At 70.8% G+C, this 16,368-nt stretch carries 18 protein-coding genes; 7 read left to right on the top strand and 11 right to left on the bottom strand.

Going from position 1 to position 16,368, the window contains the following annotated elements; translation table 11 throughout:
* The 6 genes from nuoF to ndhC form a co-directional block, all read right to left on the bottom strand.
* Window positions 1–1,032, bottom strand: a 1,032-nt coding sequence (nuoF, locus tag VF092_05675) for an NADH-quinone oxidoreductase subunit NuoF (protein ID HEX6746767.1), incomplete at its 3' end; no start/stop codon positions are given.
* Between the two features lie 149 nt (window positions 1,033–1,181).
* A complete protein-coding gene (locus VF092_05670; protein HEX6746766.1) occupies window positions 1,182–1,868 on the bottom strand; it encodes an NAD(P)H-dependent oxidoreductase subunit E in 687 nt (228 codons plus the stop codon).
* On the bottom strand, window positions 1,865–3,154 hold the full coding sequence (gene nuoD / locus VF092_05665; GenBank protein ID HEX6746765.1) for an NADH dehydrogenase (quinone) subunit D: 1,290 nt from the start codon (window positions 3,152–3,154) through the stop codon (window positions 1,865–1,867). Before nuoD ends, VF092_05670 begins: the two co-directional genes overlap by 4 nt.
* A 1-nt stretch (window position 3,155) precedes the next feature.
* Window positions 3,156–3,893, bottom strand: coding sequence for an NADH-quinone oxidoreductase subunit C (locus tag VF092_05660; protein ID HEX6746764.1), 738 nt, complete (start codon window positions 3,891–3,893; stop codon window positions 3,156–3,158).
* Between the two features lie 86 nt (window positions 3,894–3,979).
* A complete protein-coding gene (gene nuoB, locus VF092_05655; protein HEX6746763.1) occupies window positions 3,980–4,717 on the bottom strand; it encodes an NADH-quinone oxidoreductase subunit NuoB in 738 nt (245 codons plus the stop codon).
* Entirely contained in the window at window positions 4,708–5,073 is a 366-nt protein-coding gene (gene ndhC, locus VF092_05650; GenBank protein ID HEX6746762.1) for an NADH-quinone oxidoreductase subunit A, read from the bottom strand. Before ndhC ends, nuoB begins: the two co-directional genes overlap by 10 nt.
* A gap of 231 nt (window positions 5,074–5,304) precedes the next feature.
* Between ndhC and dcd the strand changes: the two genes are divergently transcribed.
* The 7 genes from dcd (at window position 5,305) to VF092_05615 (ending at window position 12,148) form a co-directional block, all read left to right on the top strand.
* The gene (dcd, locus tag VF092_05645) at window positions 5,305–5,859 is read left to right on the top strand and encodes a dCTP deaminase (GenBank protein HEX6746761.1); all 555 of its coding nucleotides are present in this window, start codon (window positions 5,305–5,307) and stop codon (window positions 5,857–5,859) included.
* A gap of 331 nt (window positions 5,860–6,190) precedes the next feature.
* Window positions 6,191–6,790: a chemotaxis protein CheC gene (locus VF092_05640; protein ID HEX6746760.1), complete on the top strand. Its 600-nt coding sequence runs from the start codon at window positions 6,191–6,193 to the stop codon at window positions 6,788–6,790.
* Between the two features lie 11 nt (window positions 6,791–6,801).
* Window positions 6,802–8,493: a glycerol-3-phosphate dehydrogenase gene (gene glpD, locus VF092_05635; protein HEX6746759.1), complete on the top strand. Its 1,692-nt coding sequence runs from the start codon at window positions 6,802–6,804 to the stop codon at window positions 8,491–8,493.
* Window positions 8,494–8,597: 104 nt separating this feature from the next.
* Complete coding sequence (locus VF092_05630; protein HEX6746758.1) at window positions 8,598–8,972, top strand: hypothetical protein; 375 nt, start codon at window positions 8,598–8,600, stop codon at window positions 8,970–8,972.
* A 299-nt stretch (window positions 8,973–9,271) separates the two neighbouring features.
* Complete coding sequence (locus VF092_05625) at window positions 9,272–10,405, top strand: potassium channel protein (GenBank protein ID HEX6746757.1); 1,134 nt, start codon at window positions 9,272–9,274, stop codon at window positions 10,403–10,405.
* A gap of 370 nt (window positions 10,406–10,775) precedes the next feature.
* Window positions 10,776–11,636: a TonB family protein gene (locus VF092_05620; protein ID HEX6746756.1), complete on the top strand. Its 861-nt coding sequence runs from the start codon at window positions 10,776–10,778 to the stop codon at window positions 11,634–11,636.
* Between the two features lie 146 nt (window positions 11,637–11,782).
* Window positions 11,783–12,148 (top strand): hypothetical protein, encoded by a 366-nt coding sequence (locus tag VF092_05615; GenBank protein HEX6746755.1) that lies wholly within the window; start codon window positions 11,783–11,785, stop codon window positions 12,146–12,148.
* A 104-nt stretch (window positions 12,149–12,252) separates the two neighbouring features.
* On the opposite strand, the gene VF092_05610 is transcribed toward VF092_05615, so the two are convergent.
* The 5 genes from VF092_05610 to VF092_05590 form a co-directional block, all read right to left on the bottom strand.
* Window positions 12,253–12,966 carry an MOSC domain-containing protein gene (locus VF092_05610; GenBank protein ID HEX6746754.1) on the bottom strand — a complete coding sequence of 238 codons (714 nt, stop codon included), beginning with the start codon at window positions 12,964–12,966 and terminating at the stop codon, window positions 12,253–12,255.
* 5 nt (window positions 12,967–12,971) lie between these two features.
* Window positions 12,972–13,544, bottom strand: a complete 573-nt coding sequence (locus tag VF092_05605; protein HEX6746753.1) for a hypothetical protein — start codon at window positions 13,542–13,544, stop codon at window positions 12,972–12,974.
* Between the two features lie 224 nt (window positions 13,545–13,768).
* Window positions 13,769–13,954 (bottom strand): hypothetical protein, encoded by a 186-nt coding sequence (locus tag VF092_05600; GenBank protein HEX6746752.1) that lies wholly within the window; start codon window positions 13,952–13,954, stop codon window positions 13,769–13,771.
* A gap of 3 nt (window positions 13,955–13,957) precedes the next feature.
* On the bottom strand, window positions 13,958–15,709 hold the full coding sequence (locus VF092_05595) for a DUF2339 domain-containing protein (GenBank protein HEX6746751.1): 1,752 nt from the start codon (window positions 15,707–15,709) through the stop codon (window positions 13,958–13,960).
* Window positions 15,706–16,251, bottom strand: coding sequence for a thioesterase family protein (locus VF092_05590; GenBank protein ID HEX6746750.1), 546 nt, complete (start codon window positions 16,249–16,251; stop codon window positions 15,706–15,708). Before VF092_05590 ends, VF092_05595 begins: the two co-directional genes overlap by 4 nt.
* Between the last annotated feature and the right edge of the window lie 117 nt (window positions 16,252–16,368).

Below are 16,368 nucleotides of genomic sequence, written 5' to 3'. Positions count from 1 at the left end.
GAAGTCCACCATGCGCCGCACCTGCTTCACCACGTTCGTCGTATCGTCCATGACGATCACGGAGCCGCAGCCCAGCATCGTCCCCGCCTCGGCCATCGCCTCGTAGTCCATGGCGATGTCGAGCTCGTCGCCGGTGAGGATCGGAACGCTGGAGCCGCCGGGGATCACCGCCTTGATCGGCCGCCCGTCGGGGGTGCCGCCGCAGACGTCGTAGATGAACTCCTTGAAGTTGAAGCCGAGCGGCACCTCGTAGTTCCCCGGCCGCTTCACGTGGCCCGAGACGCAGAAGAGCTTGGTCCCCGTCGACTTCTCCGTCCCCCACTGCTTGTACCAGTCCGCGCCGTTCTGCACGATGTGCGCGGCGGCGATGAGCGACTCGACGTTGTTCACCGCCGTCGGCTTGCCGAACGCGCCGGCGATCGCGGGATACGGAGGCTTGACGCGCGGCTCGCCGCGGCGCCCCTCGAGCGAGTTGAGCAGCCCCGTCTCCTCGCCGCAGATGTAGGCGCCGGCGCCCAGGTGCAGGACCACGTCGATGTCGATCCCCGTCCCCAGGACGTTCTTCCCGGCGTAGCCGGCGGCGTAGGCCTCCTCGATGGCCTTCGCCATGATCTGCGCCGCCTCGAAGAACTCGCCGCGGATGTAGATGTAGGCGCGCTCGGCGTTGATGGCGTAGGCGCCGATCACGCATCCCTCCACGAGGGCGTGCGGCGTCCAGCGCATGAGCTCGCGGTCCTTGAACGTCCCCGGCTCGCTCTCGTCGGCGTTGCAGACCAGGTAGTGGGGCGTGCCGGGCACCTTCTTCGGCATGAAGCTCCACTTGAGCCCCGTGGGGAAGCCCGCGCCGCCGCGGCCGCGCAGCCCCGACGCCTTGACGGTGGCCACGATCTCCTCGCGCGGAGTGGCCAGCGCCTTCCGCAGGGCCTGGTAGCCGCCGCGCTGCTCCCACCCCTTCAGCGTCCGCGCCTCGGGGTCGCCGAAGTACTTCGAGAGGACGCGGACTTCCTTCGGGTGACTGTATGGGTACGCCATCGGGTCTCGCTTCGGGTCCGCCGCTACCGCGTTTAAGTCCTAAGTCCTGGGTCCTAAGTCCTAAGTGATTTCGTCCGATCCAAGCTGAGGAGCGCGTCCGCAGCTCTTCAACTTGGGACTTAGGACTCAGGACTTAGGACTTCTTTTTCCTACGTCAGCATCGCGAGAATATCCGGCACGTTCTCGGGCCGCACGTTCTCGAAGTAGCGCTCGTTCACCTGCACCGCCGTGGGGAAGCCGCAGGCGCCCAGGCACTCCACCTCCATCACCGTCCACAGGCCGTTGGCGCTGGTCTCGCCCGGCTCCGTGCCCGTGTGCTGCAGGAACGCCTCGAACACCGCGTCGCCCCCGCACAGGTTGCAGGAGATGTTGGTGCACACCTGGATCAGGTACTTCCCCACCGGGCCCAGGTTGTACATGGTGTAGAAGCTGGCCACGCCCCGCACGTACGCGGGACTGAGCCCCAGCCGCTCCGCCACCTCGTCCATCGTCTCCGGGCTCAGGTAGCCGCGGATCTCGTGCGCCATGTGCAGCGCCGGGAGGAGCGCGTTCTGGCGATCGGGATACTCCCCCAGCACCTTCTGCAGCCGCTCCTCGTACTCGCCCGTGAAGATCGGGGCTTCCGGGTTCTTCTCGGCGATCTGGTAGGGCAGCGTCCCCGCGATCACCGGCAGGCCGCCGTCCTTCGGGCGCACGCCGACATACGACGCGCCGCGGACGTCGTCCTCGGTGAGCTGCGAGAACTCGCCGGTGTCGCCCGCGTAGCCGGGGTTCTGCTGCGCCACGGGCCACGAGGACGGCGGCGAATCGGGCATCCCTGCCTTTGCCGCGCTCATCGGTCGATCTCTCCCAGCACGATGTCGAGCGACGCGTTCACCGCGATCACGTCGGAAAGGAGCGCCCCCTCGATCATGTGCGGGAGCGCCGCGATGTTGATGAAGCTGGGCCCGCGCACCCGCCAGCGGACCGGCTTCGCCCCGCCGTCGGATACCACGTACATCCCCAGCTCGCCCTTGCTCGACTCGACCGAGAACCAGCTCTCGCCCACGGGCGCGCGCACGCCCTCCATCACCACCTTGAAGTGGTGGATCATGCTCTCCATGTCGTTCATCGCCGCCGTCTTGGGCGGGAGGATGACGCGCGGGTCGTCGACGTTGATGGAGCCCCCGGGGAGGCGGTCGATGGCCTGGCGGAGGATGCGCACGCTCTGCCGCATCTCCTCCATCCGGCAGAGGTAGCGGTCGTAGATGTCGCCGTGCTCGCCCACGGGCACGTCGAAGTCGTACGTCTCGTAGTCGTAGTACGGCCGGTCCTTGCGCACGTCGTAGCTGACGCCGGAGGCGCGGAGATTCGGTCCGCTGAGCCCCCAGTTCACCGCGTCCTCGCCGGAGATCGACCCCACGCCCTGCGTGCGGCCGACCCAGATGGCGTTGTTGGTCAGCAGCGTCTCCACCTCGTCGACCACGGGGAGGAAGTTGTCGAGGAACTCCTCGAGCTGCGTGATCCACCCCGCCGGCAGGTCGGCCATCATCCCCCCGATGCGCGTGCTCGAGGTGGTGATGCGCGCGCCGGTGAAGCGCTCGTGCAGGTCGTAGATCTTCTCGCGCTGCTGGAAGGTGTAGAGGAAGACGGTGAACGCGCCCAGGTCGATCGCCGTAGTCCCCAGCCACAGGAGATGCGAGAAGATGCGGTCCAGCTCCATGCAGATCACCCGGACCACCTTGCACCGCTCGGTGACCTCCACGCCCATCAGCTTCTCGACCGCCATGGCGTAGGCGCAGTTGTAGATCAGCGGCGCCAGGTAGTCCATCCGGTCGGTGAGCGGGACGATCTGGTTCCAGTCGCGGTACTCGCCCAGCTTCTCGAAACTCGAGTGGAGATAGCCGATGTGGGGGATGCAGCGCACCACCGTCTCGCCGTCGAGCTCCAGCACCAGGCGCAGCACGCCGTGGGTGGCCGGGTGCTGCGGGCCGATGTTGATGAGCATGTGCTCGCCGGCGATGTCCTCGTGCACCTCGTACGCCTCGCCCTCGACGGGGACGATGGGCGCGTGCACCAGGGCGCCGCCGGGCGCCAGCTCGGGGTTGCGCGTGACGTTGTAGATCAGCCTGCGGAGTGCCATCTCAGCCGCCCCCTCCCATGCCGCCGAACTGCCCCTGCATGCCGCCGCCGGTCTCCCCGTGGTCGAATGGGTCGGGCACGCTCTGCCCCAGCACGTGGGCGATCTCCAGCTCCATCGGCGAGTAGTGGTCTTCGGTCTTCTGCGCCAGCGCGCGCCGCGTCTGCTCGGCGCGGGTGAAGCGCCCGCGCAGCGGGAAGTCCTTCCGCAGCGGGTGCCCCTCGGCGTAGTTGTAGGGCATCAGGATGCGGCGCAGGTCCGGGTGCCCGCGGAAAACCACGCCGAACATGTCGAACACCTCGCGCTCCAGCCAGTCGGCCGCGCGCCAGAGGAAGTAGGTGCTGTCGATCTCCAGCGCCTGCAGCGGCAGCTCGCACTTCACCCGCAGGTTCAGCCGGTTGGGGATCGACCAGAGCTGGTAGACCACCTGGATCTCGCGCCCGCCGCCGTAGTCGACCGCGGTGAGGTCCTGCAGGAAGTCGTAGCGGTGCGCCGGGTCGTCCTTGAGCCACCCCAGGATCTCGAGGTTGCGCTCGGGCGCGACGTAGACGATGTGCTCGTCGCCGGCCACCACCTCGTGGCGCAGCACGGCGTCGCCGAAGCGCTCGCGGAGCGCGTCGACGGTGGGGTGCGGCGGGAGGTCGCCGGCCTGCGGGGGCGTGGCGTCGGGGCCCGCGTCGGAGGGGCGCGGGCCCTGGTCCAGGCCTTCGAGGCCTTGCTTGAATGCGTCGGACTCGCTCATATCCAAAGAAGTCCTGAGTCCTGAGTCCCAAGTCCTAAGTGCTCCCGTTACTTGGGACTCAGGACTTAGGACTTAGGACTTTCTGTTCACGGTCGCCTGTCGCTCACGCGGACGACGGCCCCGGTGCTCACCAGGCCGCTGGAGCGGTTCTGGTTGGTCGAGTTGCCGAAGGGGGCGGTGATGGCGTCGACCACCTCCTTCGGCAGCGACGACCCGCTCTCGGGAAGCTGGTCCACCGCGTTCCACTCGTCCTCGCTGGTGGGCGCGGAGTTCCGGATCTTCTCCTGCACCAGCAGGATCCCGTAGATCAGCCCCTCGGGGCGCGGCGGGCAGCCGGGCACGTAGACGTCGACGGGGATGATGGTGTCGATCCCCTGCACCATGCTGTACACGTCGAACACGCCGCCGCTCGAGGCGCACGCGCCCATGCTGATGCACCACTTGGGGCTCGGCATCTGCTCCCAGATCTTCCGGAGCACCGGCGCCATCTTGTAGCTCACCCGCCCCGCGCAGATCAGCAGGTCGGCCTGGCGCGGGCTGAAGCTCATCCGCTCCATCCCGAAGCGCGCCAGGTCGTAGCGCGTGGCCGCCGTGGCCATCATCTCGATGGCGCAGCAGGCGGTGCCGAAGGGCATGGGCCAGAGCGAGTTCTGCCGCGCCCAGTTGACCACGCTCTCCAGCTTCGTGGTCAGGAAGCTGGGCTGGCCGCTGAACAGCCCGCCCTCCGCCAGCCCGGCGTCGGCGGCCTCCGCCTGCAGCGCGCCCGGCGCGTCCTGGTGGACCACGGGGGCGGCGGATCTATCCTTCGATTCGTTCAATCCCATTCGAGCGCTCCCTTCTTCCACTCGTAGATCAGACCCACGGTCAGGATCACGATGAACACCATCGCGGCGGCGAACCCGCCCCACCCCAGCTGGCGGGCCGACACGGCCCAGGGGAGGAGGAAGATGGTCTCCACGTCGAAGACGATGAACAGGATCGCCACCACGTAGAACTTCACCGAGAAGCGCTCGCGCGTGCTGCCCAGCGGCGTGATGCCGCTCTCGTACGGCGAGGCCTTGACCCTGGTCTGCTTCCCCGGGCTCAGGACGTTCGACAGCACGACCATCCCGATCGCCTGCGCCACGCTCAGCGCGAGCAGGATCAGCACGGGCAGATACGGACGGAGCATCGGCGTCAGAACCCTCTTCCCGAGGAGCTTGTGAAATCCTTCACTTGTCAGGAGCCGGGCCAAGATACTGCCCGCGCGCAAGCGATGTCAAGCAGCGGCGGGGCTTGCCCGGCGCAGGCGGCGGGCGTACGTTGGCGGCTGTTTTCCGGCATTCCCGAGCGCGTCCGGATACCCCCGGACCGGCCCTCCGTTCGCCCCCGCGAGCGGAGCCTTCCCGCCCCCTTCAAGTCCCGTTCCCGCATGAGCATCAGGCCCGACAGCTGGATCCGGCGGATGGCGCGCGAGCACGGCATGATCGAGCCGTTCGAGGACGCGCAGGTGCGCCAGGGCACGATCAGCTACGGGGTGTCGAGCTACGGCTACGACATGCGGGTGGCCAGCGAGTTCAAGATCTTCACCAACGTCAACAACGCCATCGTCGACCCCAAGGCGTTCGACGACCGGAGCTTCGTGCCCTTCGAGGGCGACGTCTGCATCGTCCCCCCGAACTCGTTCGCGCTGGCGCGGTCCGTCGAGTACTTCCGCATCCCCCGCAACGTGATCACGCTGTGCGTGGGAAAGTCGACGTACGCGCGGTGCGGGATCATCACGAACGTGACGCCGTTCGAGCCGGAGTGGGAAGGCTACGTGACGCTGGAGATCAGCAACACCACGCCGCTCCCGGCGAAGATCTACGCCAACGAGGGGATCGCGCAGGTGATCTTCTTCGAGGGCGACACGCCGCCCGACGTGAGCTACGCCGACCGCAAGGGGAAGTACCAGGGCCAGGTGGGCGTGACGCCGCCGAGGTTGTAAGACGGCCGACGAGGCTGTCGCGAAACTCCCAGGCGCAGGACGGACTGTCGAGCGCGACGCGGCGTCGCGCCCTCTCCGGCTCGCCCAGGCTCGCCACCTCTCCCGTACCGGGAGAGGCAGGGGGCACAAACATCTCGCCCCGCGCGAGCTTTTTTCCGTGCGGAAGCTCGCACGCCGCGCAGGCCTCTCATACGCGCTCCAAGTCGCGGGGACGAGGGCGCGGCGCGGGCTCGCACGGAAGACCAGCCGCGAGGGGCGCGCATCGTGCAGCGACCTCCCGCGCCTCGAAACAGGACCCTTTTTCCGCGGCACCGTGCCGGACCCGAGTGTGATGACGCAGACGCCCGTTACGCCCAAGCAGCTCGACGCCATCCGCGAGGTGGTGAACATCGGCGCAGGCCACGCCGCCACCAACCTGTCGACGCTCACGGGGCTGCGGGTGATGATCTCCGTTCCCCGCATCCAGTTCGCCGTGGGCGAGGTGGAGGTGGCGGGCGAGCTCCCCGGCACCGGCTCGCTGATCGTCGTGGCCGTCCCCATCATCGGCGTCACCGAGAGCGGGGGCGAGCGCGCGTCGCTCATCCTGGCCCGCGACACCGCGCTGCGCATGGTGTCGCTGATGCTGCGCCGCCCGCCCGCCGACGTGGTGGGGCCGCTGGAGCAGAGCGCGCTCAACGAGATGGGGAACATCGTCTGCGCCGCCTACGTGGGCGTGCTGGGCACCTTCCTGGGGAAGAGCGTGATGATCGGCACCCCCGAGCTGCAGGAGGGGAGCCGCGCCGACCTGGCCCATCACGTGTCGGGGCTGATGATCGAGACCGACTTCACCTTTCTCGACACCACCTTCGAGGGCGTGTTCGTGCTCTCGCACACCGACGTGTCGTTCTCGTCGCTGCTGCGCGCGCTCGGCTTCACCGACGTACCGGCCTGACGGAGAGCGGGTTGCCCGGCGGCCGCGACGCGTTCGGGGCGGGCTCCTTCTCGGCCGCCGTCCGCGCGGAGCACTGGGACGCGCTGAGCCGCGAGGAGTTCGATCTCCTGGTGGTCGGCGGTGGGATCACCGGCGCGGCGGCGGCGCGCGACGCGGCGGGGCGCGGGCTGGACGTGGCGCTCGTGGACGCGGGCGACTTCGCGGGCGGCACCAGCAGCCGCTCGTCGCGGCTGGTGCACGGCGGGCTGCGCTACCTGGAGACGTACGACTTCGCGCTGGTGTTCGAGGCCAGCGCAGAGCGGCGCCGGCTGCTGGAGCTGGCGCCGCATCTCGTCCATCCCCTTCCGTTCGTCTTTCCCGTCTACCGCGGCGGCCCCACCCCCTGGTGGATGCTGCAGGCGGGGATGTGGCTCTACGACGCGCTCTCCCTCTTCCGCAACATCCGCCGCCACCGCGTGCTCGACCCCGCCGAGGTGGCCCGCGAGGAGCCGGGGCTGCGGCAGGACGGCCTCACCGGCGCGGCGATGTACTACGATGCGGCCGTGGACGACGCGCGCCTCACCGTCGCGAACGCGCGCGGGGCGCACGAGGCGGGCGCCGCCGTCGTCTCGCACGCGGAGGTGGTCGGCTTCCTGGACGACGGCAGGGGCGTGCGCGGCGCCCGCGTCCGCGATCGCGTCACCGGGGACGAGGCGGAGGTGCGCGCGCGGGTAGTGCTGAACGCGACCGGGCCGTGGAGCGACGCAGTGCGCCGCCTCGCCGACGCGAGCGCGAAGCCGCGGCTGCGACCGACCAAGGGCGTGCACATCCTGGTCGAGCGCGGGCGGATCGGGAACCGGCACGCCATCACCTTCCAGTCGCCGGTGGACGGGCGGGTGATGTTCGTGCTGCCGTGGGGCGACTTCACCTACGTGGGGACGACCGACACGGACTACGCCGGCTCGCCCGGGGACGTGCGCGCGGACGCAAAGGACGTTGATTATCTCGTCAGATCCGCCAACTCCGTCTTCCCCGCGGCGAAGCTGACGGCGGCGGACGTGATCAGCACCTGGGCGGGGCTGCGGCCGCTGCTGGCGCCGCGAAAGACCGGCGCCAGCGAGAGCGCCACCAGCCGCGAGCACGAGATCTGGTGGGACCGCTCGGGGCTGCTGAGCATCGCCGGCGGGAAGCTGACCACGTACAGGGTGATGGCGGAGCAGGTGGTGGACCGCGCCGCCCGCCGTCTCCGCGAGAAGCACAAGGTGGAGAGCGGGATCTCGCCCACGGCCGACCTGCCGCTTCCCGGCGCGCCGCGCGAGCCGTGGGACGAGTTCGCCGCGCGGCTCGGGCGCGAGGCGAGCGAACTGGCGCTGGATCCGGACGTGGCCCAGCACCTGGCGCGCAGCTATGGCGAGGATGCGGAGGCGCTGCAGGGCGCGATTCGCCGCGACCGGGCGCTGGGCGAGCGCATCCTGCCGCCCTTCCCGTACGTCTGGGCCGAGGTGCCCAACGCCGTCCGCCACGAGATGGCGATGACGCTCGACGACCTGCTCGTCCGCCGCCTGCACCTGTTCTACGAGGCGCGCGACGGCGGCCTCTCCGTCGCGCGGGAGGTGGCGGAGCGGATGGCGCGCGAGCCGGGGATCGGGTGGGATGCGGCGGAGATCGAGCGGCACGTGGAGCGGTATCGCGCGGCAGTGGCGGCGACGCGGGGGTTCGCGTAACGGGCGTCCGTGCGGCGCCGCCGCGGATCCCCCCCACCCCCGGCCCCTCCCCCACGAGGGGGGAGGGATGGGGGAGGGGAGAACTCAGCTCGGGAGCGAGCTCGGTGCGTGATTTCCGGAGCGGGTGGAGGCGGATCGTCGCGGCGAGCGCGGGGCTCTTGCTGGGCGTGCTCGCGGCCTGTCCGGCGCCGGGCGAGGGGCCCAAGGCGGAGCGGAGATACCGGCGCGCGGAGCCGGTGATCGCCGCGCTGGCGCGTTATCGCGGCGAGACGGGGACGTACCCGGACAGCCTGGCGCGGCTGGCACCGCGATGGATCGCGGCCGAGGCGCTCGCGCCGCCCGTGCAGCCCGCGTGGCCGTTCGGCTACGTGCGCACCGACGACGGATACCTGCTCACCTTCCGCTACTCCGGGCCGGGGATGAACGACTGCACCTGGTCGCAGCCGCCGGGGACGTGGCGCTGCAGCGGGCACTTCTGAACGCGCGGAGGCCGCCGCTTCGCGCGAGAGCCTTGGCGGCGACGGCCCCGCACGTCAGCTTGCGTGATGCACCCGCGTGAGGGATGCGCGCCCGGAGGGCCGGGACGGCGCCGCGCGCACACCGATACCGCGTGACGCGCGGATGCCCGGCGCGGCGGCGGCCCGGCGCCGTTGGCCACGGCGGTATCGTGGCCTACGGCGCGCGCAGCCCGGTTTGGCGTCTCGGCGCCAAACACGCCCAGACCCTGCAGTTCCAAAGACTTCGGACACACACGGTGACGTGACGCCCACCGCCGCGCATGCCGCCTGACGCACGCCGCAACCGCCGCTCCGGCTCCGAGCGCCGCCGCCGGCTGGGAAGCGTGCGCCCGCCCAGGCCGCGCCGCGACACCCGAACGGCGCCGATGCACCGGCTGCGCATGTCGCTGGTCGACCCGGTGCGGCAGTTCCAGGTGTCGCTGGCGCTGCTGCTGGTGGTGATCGTGGTGGGCACCATCGGCTACCATTTCATCGAGGATCTCCGCTGGCTCGACGCGGCGTACATGACGGTGATCACCGTGGCCACCGTCGGCTTCGGCGAGGTGAAGCCGCTGACCGCCGCCGGCCGGCTGTGGACGATGGGGGTGATCGTGGTGGGCGTGGGCACCGGCGCGTGGGCCGCCACGCGCGCGGTGGAGGTGATGCTCGGGCAGACGCTCTGGCTTTCGGTGCAGAGGAGGCGGATGAGACAGTCGCTCGCGGGGCTGCGCGACCACTACGTGATCTGCGGGCACGGCCGGCTGGGCACGCGCATCGAGCGCGACCTGCGCGCGCGCGGCGAGCCGTTCGTGGTGATCGACTGGTCGCAGCAGGTGGAGGAGCTGTTCCTGGCCGAGAACATCCCGCACGTGATCGGCGACGCCACCCACGACGAGGTGCTGCGCGCCGCCGGCGTGGAGCGCGCCCGCGGGCTCGTCTCCGCGCTGGACGGCGACGCCAACAACGTGCTGACGGTGCTGACCGCGCGGGAGCTGAACCCGGACCTCCTCATCGTCGCCCGCGCCAACAACGAGGCCAGCGAGCCCAAGCTGCGCCGCGCCGGCGCCGACCGCGTGGTCACGCCCGACGCCATCGGCGGGCACCGGCTGGCGCTGGCGCTGCTGCGCCCCGCCGTGCACGACCTGTTCAACGAGGTGTTCAGCTTCGGGGTGGAGATCAAGGTCGACGTGGGGCAGATCACCATCGAGCCGCAGAGCCCGTTCGCGGGGCAGACGGTGGCCGGGTGCGACCTGCGCCGCGTGCGCAACGTGAGCATCCTGGCGGTGCGCGAGCCCGGCGGTGCCTTCACGCTGAACCCCGACGCCGAGCGCATCATCCTCCCCGGCGAGACGCTGATCGTCATCGGCCCCGCCGAGGCGGTCTACGATCTCGAGGCGATGTACAGCGGAGATTAGGGGACAGGGGACGGGGACAGCCGATCGAGGACAGAGGGCACCGGGCGGTCGTAGCCCGCGATTCATGATGATGAAGGCGGCGGGTGCGGGCGCAGTGATCCGGCGCTCTTGTTCCGCGGCCGATGTACGGGCTATGATCCCGGGGTGATGACGGAAACTCCAATCTATTTCCCGCCCCACTCCCATCAAAAGCCGATCGATGCGCCTGCCTCCTGATCGCCCTGGATTTCTCCCGCGTGCGCTGCCGATTCTTGCTGCCGTTTTTCTGTCGCCGTGGCCATCGGGCTCCGGCGCGGCTGCGCAGCAGAGGCCGGCCACGTCGACCACGGCGGCCGCGAGCTCGGCCCCGCAGCCGCCTCGAGTCGGAAGCGTGCAGGGCGACGTCAGCCTCGAGTACTTCGGCGAGGTGCACCCGGTCGCGGACGCCGTGGTGCGGCTGGTGCCGCCCGACGCGCTGAGGGCGGCGGCACCGCTGTGCGCGGCGCTCGACTCCGCCTGGTTCCGCGCGAGCCACCTGCGCCGCGATGCGCGCGTCGCCGCCGATTCGGCGATGCGCGCGCGCCGCGACCGCAGGGACTACTGGCGCGCCGTCGCCGATTCGCTGGCGCGGGGAGTTCCCGACGCCTCGGCGCGCGCATCGAACGCCGAGGCGGCCGTCCTGGGCTTCTTCGACGCGCTGCCCGGCTATCCGACGGGAAGCACCGGGCATTACGCCGTCGGCGGAATGCGGCCCGGGCCGTACCTGCTGTACGCCGCGCTCAAGCTCCGGACGTTCTGGCTCGTCCCCGTGGTGGTGCCCGCCGGCGGCCGTACGCTCGACCTCGACAGCCGCAACGCGTCCGAAGGGAAAGCCGGCGCCTGGCGATCCATCGCCCAGGCCGCGTGCACGTTCGATGCGGAGTTGCGGGAAGCCGGCGACGACGACGCCCTCGTCCGCGCGGAGCCGCCCGCGCTCCTCGACCGCGCGGCGGCCGGGGAGGCGTTCCGGCGAAACTATCCGCGCCTGCTCCGCGATGCGGGGGTCACCGGGAGCGCCCAGATCTCGTTCCGGGTCCTGGCCGACGGGACGGTCGATCCCTATTCCATCGAAATCGACCGGGCCTCCGACGCCGCCTTCGGTGATGCGGCGGCACTGGCGGCCGAGACCCTCCGGTTTCGCCCAGCCCAGGTCGAGGGCCGTTCCGTGGCGGCATGGGTGACGCTGCCCGTAACCTTCAGCCTCGAGCCGTAGCCCGGCGGGGTGCGGCGCGCGAAACTATCGCCGCGCGGATTCCGTTCTCCTGCACTCGGCCACAGATTGCGTGCACGGCCGATGAGACGATGAATCCCGCGCGGGAGTGTTTGCCCGCGCTTTCCCGAGACACGAGGCGAGAGACGATGAGCGCGTCTGCGACGAAGGCGGAGGCGGAACGGCGGGCCCGGACGCTGGTGGACCGCTGGGCGAAGGCGAACCTGTTCACCGGCTGGATCCCCGGCGCCGCCTTCGCGCTGGGCGCCGCCGACATGCTGATGATCCGCCAGGTGGGCGAGGCCTTCGGCATCCCCGCGTTCGACGAGGAGGCGCTCAAGGCGCACCTGGGCGGCGTCCTCGGCTCGCTCACCGGCGCCGTGGCCGGCGAGGCCATCGGCGCCATCCCGCTGGTCGGCTGGGCGGTGAAGAGCGTGACGCTGCACATCAAGGCCGAGGCCATCGGCAAGGCCGTGATCGACTACTTCCGCGAGCGCAGCCCGCTGCCGGATTGACGGATTTCTCCCGGCTGAACAGAAGGGCCTCACGCAGAGCAGCAGAGGCAGCGGAGTGTTTTCTCTGCTGCCTCTGCTGCTCTGCGTGAGGCCAATTCTTTTGATCAGTTACCGCCGGCGTCGGCGTTCGGGCCGACCAGGCGCGGCTCGTCGGACGGGACCTCGGCGGCGGTGAAGTAGCGCTCCAGCACGCGGCTCAGGCTGGGCGCCAGCGCGGCGACGGCGGCCAGCGCGCGCACCTCGGCCACGTCGTGCGGACGGGTGTAGAGCGCGTCGCTGGCGCGGAGCACCGTCCACTCCGGGTGCGGCCGCTCCAGCAGTGTGATCTCGTCTCCCGGCGCCACCCATCCCTCGTCGAGCACGCGGAGATACCAGCCGGTGCGGCGGGTGCGCTGCACGCGCGCGGACAGGTCCCTGATCCCCCAGCGCCGCGCGATCTTCCAGCACGGGATGCGCGGCTGCGACACCTGCACACGCGCCTCGCCCACGGCCCACACGTCGCCGATGCGGACGGTGGAGTCGTCCATCCCCTCCACCGTGAAGTTCTCGCCGAACCCGCCGTGCGGCAGCTCGCGCCCGAGCTCGTCGCGCCAGAAGAGATAGTGCGCGGCGGCGTAGCACATCACCGCCCTGTCGGGGCCGCCGTGGTGCTCCGGGTCGGCCTGCCGGTCGCCCGCCAGGTTCGTGCGCCCCAGCCACACCGGCCCGGCCACGGGCTCCTTGAAGAACGCCGTGGTCCACGGGCGGTCGATCGCCTTCTCCGCGCCTTCGCGCCCGTGCTCGCGGGGCAGCGCCACCTGGATGGAGAGGAGCTTCATCGGATTCAGCGCGGGAAGTCGAACCAGCGGCGGTGCGGCACGCCGCGGATGGAGTCGATGGTGGCGAAGACGAGGTCCTCGTCGATCCCGATGTTGTGGGGCACGATGTCATGGCCCAGCTGCCACCCGCTTTCCGAGACCGGGCAGACGCGCCACTTCCGCGCCCCGTCGCGCCGCAGCGGAAAGCGCAGGACGTGATGCGCCACCCGCAGCGTGACCCGGCCGTAGAGGACCGGATCGGGCACCTGCTCCGCCGCCGCGAGCACGTCCGCCACGCCGGTGCCGCGGTCTCCATGGACCCTCACCGAGACGATGCGGTAGCGGGCCATCCAGTACATGCGGTTCGTCCGATTGTCGTCCTTCCAGCCACAGTCGTCGACGACTTCGGCCCACGCCGTGTCCACCGGCACCCATCCCGGCTGCTCCAGCGAGCCGCGCAGGAAATGGTCGAACGCCCGCCGCGCGGCAGCCGCGTCGCGGTCCGGCTGCGCTGGCCGCGTCACGGTCGCGAACGCGGCGGCGACCAGGATCAGCGCGGCCGCGAGGACCGGCTTCGCGCGAGTACGATGGGTGGGCACGTGGATCGGAGTCGTCGGTGTGAAAGCAACGGTTTGGCGATAGCGGAGATCGATTTCGACCGCGCGCGGCGGATGGAGTCGGCGAGCACGTTCGCGGCGGCCGAGCTCGAGCACCCAGCGGTAGGCCTGCACCACGTCACCGCCCTCTCCCTGGCGCTTCGCGCCTGTCCCTCCCCCAAAACCGACTGGGGGAGGGACCTGGGCTCGCTTCGCTCGCGGCTGCTTCAGGTGGGCGCGGGCGCCTCCTGCGGGACGTAGCCCAGGCAGCGGACGACGGGGATGCGCGGGTACTTCGGGAAGCGCGGATCGACGTCCGACAGCGTGCAGAGGTAGAAGCGCGAGCCCTTCCGCGTCTCCACGATCTTCACGTTGCGGCAGCTCTCGCACAGCCCGGCGGGCGGCGCATCCATGGCTCAGCGCGCCGCCGCGCGGGCGTCGGCCGCCTCGCGCGCGTCCTTCCACCACGCCTGCAGCGAGTAGCTGAGGAAGAGGAAGACGCCGCCGAAGCCAAGGAACAGCAGCACGCGGAAGAGCGGGTGCAGCGCCGACAGGTCCACCAGGAAGAGCTTGGCGACCACGGCGAAGAGCGTGGCGATCCCCGTCTTCTCCACCACCGGCCGGCCGCGGCGCAGGCCGTAGAGGAGGAGCGCCAGCCCGTACACTCCCCACGAGATCGTCGCCAGCCCCTCCCCGCCCTCGTACGGCGCGAGCTGGCGCCAGAGCCATCCCATCAGCGCCACGTGCACGAAGAAGCGGTAGCCGTACACCCAGCGCTTCGAGCGGAAGAGGAACGACGCGCCGAAGCCGACGGCGACCACGGCGAGGTCGGCCAGCACCCGCGGCGCATCCGTATCGTCGTTCTCCAACAGGCGATAGAGCATCCACGCCGCAGCCACGATGAACACGCGGTGCGCCATCCAGCGGATCGACGGTCCCCCGCCCTTCCCCGCCAGCAGGTGCAGCCCCAGCGCCTGCAGCGCCAGCGCGAACAGCAGCGCGTCGCCGTGGAAGGCGGCCACGCACCCGGCCGAGACCAGCACCGACGCGGTGAAGAACAGCGCCCGCGCGATGCGGTGGTCGGGGCGATAGAGCGCCCATCCCGCCGCCGCGTACCCGGCGGCCACGGCCAGCGTCCACCATCCCCACGGCTCGGGCTGGGGATTCCACACCGCTGCGGCCACCGCCAGCGCGGCGGCCGGCGGGATCAGCGCCAGCCCGTACCAGTGCGCGGTCTCCGAATGCTTCCAGTGGAACTCGTGGCCGCCCGCCCGCCGCAGCATCACCACGCGCCGGGCCAGCGGCAAGGCGCCGAGCACCGCCCACGCGAACACCGCCGCCAGCTGCACGATCCAGCGGTCGCCCGGCGCGGTCTGCGGCTCGGGCGGCAGGTGGCGGGCGTAGATGAACAGCAGCACCCACCCCAGCGGCATCGCCGTCCACAGCAGCGACTTCCACCCGCGGCGCAGGTACACGCCCGCGTTCCACGCCAGGATCAGGCAGGTGTAGAGCGCGAACCCGCGCGCCGTCCCGTACGAGACACCGAGCAGCAGCGGCGTCCCCAGCCCGCCGACGGCGCCCAGCACGCCCAGCGCCGGCGCGTCGCGGCCCAGCGCGAAGCCGAACGCGATCCCGGTGATGGCCACCATCCCCAGGAACGCCGCCAGGTAGCCAATCAGCCCGTACAGGTTGAACGCCGCCCACCCGGTGATGTACCAGGTGGCCACGCCGCCGCCCAGCAGCACGGCGCCGAAGCGCTGCCGCGGGTCCAGCCGCAGGCCGAGCAGGAAGAGCACGACGCCCAGCGCCGCGCCGAACGCAACGCGCACGGCGGGGGTGAGCCACCCCATCTCGATCGAGTAGCGGAAGAGCAGCCCCGTTCCCAGCAGCACCAGCCCGATCCCCAGCCGGTTGAGCCACAGCTGCCCGTCCCACTGGAACTTCGGCAGCCCCAGCGAGTGGCGGAGGGAGTGGGGATGGGGATGAGGAGGATGGAGACGCGGATCCATCGCCGGCCCGGCCGCGTGCGGCGGATACGGGAACTGCTGCTGCGGCGGCGGCGGGGTGGGCGCGGGCGGACGCGCGGCGAGCTGGCGGTGGAGGTCCTCCACCATGCGCTCCAGGCGCTCGATGCGCGCCTCGAGCGCGCGGGGGTCCTGCGGGTTCATGCGAGCGCGGGTGCGGGTTCCTCGCCGGCCACGAGCCGTTCCTCGCTGTTCTGCCAGTCGCGCACCGCCTGCGGCACAGGCGGGCTCTCGGCGCCGGGGTGGACGGCGTCGGCCATCGCCTGCGGCGCCACGCGGCCCTCGCGCCCGGAGAACTGGATCTTCACCAGCGCGTACGCGCACAGCTCGCCACGGCGGGTGAAGCGCTGCTCCATGAAGAACCAGCGCTCGTCCCAGCCGATCAGCCGGCTGCGCAGCTCGTAGCGCTGGAACGGGTTGAGCGCGCGCCGGAAGCGCACAGCCACCGACGCGACCACGCCCGCCCAGCGGTGCCGCCGCATCGCGCCGACCACGCCGGTGCGCAGGAGCAGGTCCACGCGGCCCAGGTCCATGATCGTCAGGTAACGCCCGTTGTTCATGTGCCCGTTGAGGTCGAGGTCGGTGGGCAGCACGGTGAAGCGCACCACCGACTCGTCCAGCGGCGCCAGCCTCCGGCGCATCAAGGCGGCGATGGCCGTGTACAGCAGGCGGAAGATCAGGTTCATGCGGACGGGACGCGGGATGAAAAGATGGATCAATCTAACAGCGTTTCTTGTCTCACGCAGAGGCCGCAGAGGTCGCAGAGGAACCGCGCTGAGTTCTCTGCGACCTCTGCGGCCTCT

The organism is Longimicrobium sp. (genome assembly GCA_036377595.1).
Classification (GTDB): Bacteria; Gemmatimonadota; Gemmatimonadetes; order Longimicrobiales; family Longimicrobiaceae; genus Longimicrobium.
The sequence above is the reverse complement of the archived record's forward strand: the minus strand, read 5'-3'. Positions and strand labels throughout refer to the sequence as shown.

Coding starts and splice junctions, on each gene's coding strand:
- VF092_05640 (HEX6746760.1), top strand. CDS start 6,191: ATGACGCAGACGCCCGTTACGCCCAAGCAGCTCGACGCCATCCGCGAG.
- VF092_05615 (HEX6746755.1), top strand. CDS start 11,783: ATGAGCGCGTCTGCGACGAAGGCGGAGGCGGAACGGCGGGCCCGGACG.
- nuoD (HEX6746765.1), bottom strand. CDS start 3,154: ATGGCACTCCGCAGGCTGATCTACAACGTCACGCGCAACCCCGAGCTG.
- VF092_05625 (HEX6746757.1), top strand. CDS start 9,272: ATGCCGCCTGACGCACGCCGCAACCGCCGCTCCGGCTCCGAGCGCCGC.
- VF092_05660 (HEX6746764.1), bottom strand. CDS start 3,893: ATGAGCGAGTCCGACGCATTCAAGCAAGGCCTCGAAGGCCTGGACCAG.
- VF092_05600 (HEX6746752.1), bottom strand. CDS start 13,954: ATGGATGCGCCGCCCGCCGGGCTGTGCGAGAGCTGCCGCAACGTGAAG.
- dcd (HEX6746761.1), top strand. CDS start 5,305: ATGAGCATCAGGCCCGACAGCTGGATCCGGCGGATGGCGCGCGAGCAC.
- VF092_05670 (HEX6746766.1), bottom strand. CDS start 1,868: ATGAGCGCGGCAAAGGCAGGGATGCCCGATTCGCCGCCGTCCTCGTGG.
- VF092_05595 (HEX6746751.1), bottom strand. CDS start 15,709: ATGAACCCGCAGGACCCCCGCGCGCTCGAGGCGCGCATCGAGCGCCTG.
- VF092_05610 (HEX6746754.1), bottom strand. CDS start 12,966: ATGAAGCTCCTCTCCATCCAGGTGGCGCTGCCCCGCGAGCACGGGCGC.
- nuoB (HEX6746763.1), bottom strand. CDS start 4,717: ATGGGATTGAACGAATCGAAGGATAGATCCGCCGCCCCCGTGGTCCAC.
- VF092_05590 (HEX6746750.1), bottom strand. CDS start 16,251: ATGAACCTGATCTTCCGCCTGCTGTACACGGCCATCGCCGCCTTGATG.